The sequence below is a fragment of the Geobacillus sp. WSUCF-018B genome (assembly GCF_002809985.1).
In the GTDB taxonomy this organism is placed as follows: domain Bacteria; phylum Bacillota; class Bacilli; order Bacillales; family Anoxybacillaceae; genus Geobacillus; species Geobacillus thermophilus.
The window spans coordinates 1-3,279 of record NZ_PIJF01000102.1; the positions used below are offsets into that span (position 1 = coordinate 1).

The 3,279-nt window shown below is 37.2% G+C and carries 4 protein-coding genes and 1 pseudogene; 1 reads left to right on the forward strand and 4 read right to left on the reverse strand.

Going from position 1 to position 3,279, the window contains the following annotated elements:
• Positions 1–118 precede the first annotated feature (118 nt).
• Positions 119–592 (forward strand): annotated as a pseudogene (locus tag CV944_RS16505) (transposase); the annotation flags it as partial.
• Between the two features lie 175 nt (positions 593–767).
• Here CV944_RS16505 and CV944_RS17375 read toward each other — a convergent pair.
• The 4 genes from CV944_RS17375 to CV944_RS16530 all read right to left on the reverse strand — a co-directional run bounded on the left by CV944_RS17375 (position 768) and on the right by CV944_RS16530 (position 3,076).
• Positions 768–1,040 carry a hypothetical protein gene (locus tag CV944_RS17375; RefSeq protein ID WP_015863918.1) on the reverse strand — a complete coding sequence of 91 codons (273 nt, stop codon included), beginning with the start codon at positions 1,038–1,040 and terminating at the stop codon, positions 768–770.
• An 18-nt stretch (positions 1,041–1,058) separates the two neighbouring features.
• Positions 1,059–1,406 carry a hypothetical protein gene (locus CV944_RS16515; RefSeq protein ID WP_015863919.1) on the reverse strand — a complete coding sequence of 116 codons (348 nt, stop codon included), beginning with the start codon at positions 1,404–1,406 and terminating at the stop codon, positions 1,059–1,061.
• 109 nt (positions 1,407–1,515) lie between these two features.
• Positions 1,516–2,160, reverse strand: a complete 645-nt coding sequence (locus tag CV944_RS16520; RefSeq protein ID WP_233205180.1) for a hypothetical protein — start codon at positions 2,158–2,160, stop codon at positions 1,516–1,518.
• A gap of 418 nt (positions 2,161–2,578) precedes the next feature.
• Positions 2,579–3,076 carry a TspO/MBR family protein gene (locus CV944_RS16530; protein WP_483299648.1) on the reverse strand — a complete coding sequence of 166 codons (498 nt, stop codon included), beginning with the start codon at positions 3,074–3,076 and terminating at the stop codon, positions 2,579–2,581.
• Positions 3,077–3,279 lie beyond the last annotated feature (203 nt).

Consider the following 3,279-nt stretch of genomic DNA (forward strand, 5'->3'; position numbering starts at 1 on the left):
TTTACATCCAGTAGAACGCCCGCTGCATTCTATCAAAATGACTTGTTATGAAGGAAAACAGAATCGAACAATCGGAAAATCTTTATTGCAACTTATATATAATCTAGACTAACATCAAGTTTATCCGAAAGCCGATGTACAGCGTTGTGTCGTTCACAAAGTACGTAATACCTTAAATCGTGTTCGGAAAAAAGATCAATTTGAAGTGGCAGAGGATCTCAAACTGATTTATCGTGCACCGAATAAGGAGATGGCGTTACAGATGTTTCAACAGTTTGAATCGAAATGGTCGAGCAAGTACCCAAGAGAAGTGCAATCTTGGGCCAATGAGTTGGATGTCCTCCTCACCTTTATGAATGATCCAAACAGTATTCGAAGTGTAATTTACACGACGAATGCCATCGAACGAACGATCAAGGAGATTCGGAAACGTCTAAAACCGATGAACAGTTTGAGCAGTTTAGAAGCCGCGGAAAAAGTCGTGTATTTGACGATCCAAGACTTTAATGAGAAATGGGCGGGGAGAAAGTTGCGAGGATTTGCCGAAGCACATGAAGCCCTTCAACGAATGTTTGAAGAACGTTACAATTAACCATATATTGTAAATGAAAATAAACAAAATAAGGGGATTCTCCCTTTCCCCACAGGAGACTGAATATTCAGTCTCCTGTGGGGAGGAAATCGGTTCCCTATCCATTCCAAATCCATTTCAGAGATACACTATCCATCTTGCATTACACAAAATTCTTGACGGTACCCAATAGTTCTTACGTATCCTTTCTACTTCGCAATTTACCTTTAATTTCTTTGACCTGTAATCTAATGAAAATGGCAAAACATAATATAGCCACAACCACAATTACTAAGGTAGCTATATAAGGTTCGATAAAGTCAGAAATAGGTGTATAAACAAGCATAAATCCCAGTAATGTAGGGATGATTGCATAAACATAATCGGTGTCTTTCGTCTTGATGATGCGAAACAGTAGAAAATAGATAAAGACCACGAGGAAAATTCCGTTTATTTCGTAAGCTCCCACTATAAGCCCTCCTAGTTGCTAGTTGCCCGCAGTTGAGTACCCTTTTCTAAAACCATTCGCAAATATGGCTATGTCAGGTATGAATCCCCATATTCCTATCGCTTTAATCGCTCCTTTAGCTGCTCCTTTGGCTACCATTTGTGTTGCTGCTTTTTCGATCCTTCCAACTTCTAATCGTGTTTCTGCTTTAGAAATACGCATTTCTACTTCTGCTCGTGCATTTTTAGCTCCCTTAATCCCTCCCCCAACAGCCGGACCTACCTTACTAGCAGTATTAGCAGCACCACTCCAATCAATTCCATACGAAGCCGCTACATCCTTTAATCCTTGTTTAATTCCTGATTCAATTCTATTCCATGTAGACATTGCTAACCATCCTTTCCACTAGAAATGAAATGTAGTGCTAAGTAATGAATAGCTGTACTCCATAGAAACATTTATTTATATTGAATAAGAAAAATCCAAACAGTACCTCCTATGTTTTTTGATCAAAATGATAGCTATAAGAATTAAAATACTTCTTACCATATGAAAGCTTTTCCCGCCTTATACGAAAAACACCCTCAGCCAGCTTCCTACCATTTAACAAATGCACGAAAAATTTATATTCATTCGCTTTTTGAACATGCTCTAAGAGCTGATTGTGTTCAAATAAAATAACGTGTGCAAAAGTTCTGTGATAACCCCCACCCTTTCCAGCCGGTATAACGTCTATATTACCGTATACCATTGTATTATTTTGCTCAATAACGATGACAACAGGCATATCTTTTTTTACATAAAGAAATTCTATAAACACACATAATTCCCGATCATAAACGCTAAAATCACTTGTTGGCTGTAATGGAAAAAGTACCCCTTGATGATTTTTTTCCACCCCCATGCATGTCAAACATTTTACTAAGCAAGTATCCTTAAAATCCTCTTTCATTTTTGTTAATAGGTCGATGCTTATTTCTAGAATTCTCTGCTTCCTAAAGAAAATGCTTAATATATTTTCTTCCTCCCCCTTTTCTATTACATGACTTAAATCAAAAAAACCATCAGTCGACTCGATACGACAAGAATTTTCCTTGAATTTCACCTCAATCTCCCTTAAAAAAGGTAAATACAATTTCACAACAAACACACCCAATCGTCACAATATTCACAATAAAATTTTATCCTTTTTTTTTGTCAATATGTTACGATGGAAAAAGGTAAATTTTGAGTGATCTATCAAAAATAGCAGAGGGGGGAAATGGGGAACATGGGAATGCTAGTCACTATATGTTGCAATAGGCGCATTGTTAGATTTTTTGTTGTTGGATCCGTTTGAGTATCTCATGGCAAAATGAAAATTGAAACATATGCAAGCAACAAAAATTATTGAAACACAAAAACCATTCGACAAAAACACAGTAAAGCACATGTTAGAAGATCCAAGCATTCGTCCATATTTATTTTCCAAAAAACTTTTGCATGACAAAACCATGCAAAAACAGTTCAACGAAGCGATCAGCAAATATGTATAAATCGCCCACAACCAAGGTGGGCAATTATGTTTTTTCTTTATACAAAGATGCTACGCTAATTAATATGACTCCTGCCAACAAAAATGCAGCGTATGCGACAAGCGACGCGGTTCCTTGGTTTTTCATCCCGATGCCAACAAACGCCCAAACAAACACAAGCGGATATATGTAATCTCGTTGTCGGAGCATGAAAAGAAGGGCTAAAGCTGTCGCAACAAGTAACATCGCAATCGCCCAGAATGCATCAGACAATCCGAATCCGTTCCAACCGTTGTATTTTAAAACAAAGGAAATGTTTGCAATCGTTGCAACGCTGATCCAACCTAAATAAACAGAAAATGGAAATATGTCAAAAAAGCGTGAATTCGTACGTTTGACCACTTTATATAACCATATCAGCGTAAAAAGAAGAGAAAGCATCACAACAACAGAAAAGAGAAAATATTCATAATGCCACACAACAATCCATAACGCATTCAATATACAGCTAATAACAAAAGGAACGAACGCTTGGCGATACATAGGCAAGTCGCGGCGTAAAAAAGGAACTTGTCTTAAAATCCAAATTGCCAGTAAGATGTAAATGAGACCCCAAATCGAAAATACATACCCTGCCGGAGTAAATAGTGTAAATTATCATTTTATTTCAGCACAAAACGCCCATTTTTTTGCACATTCTTTCAGAAAGCCCTCTCCCCTTTTCTGAAGGAATGTGCTAAATTTTT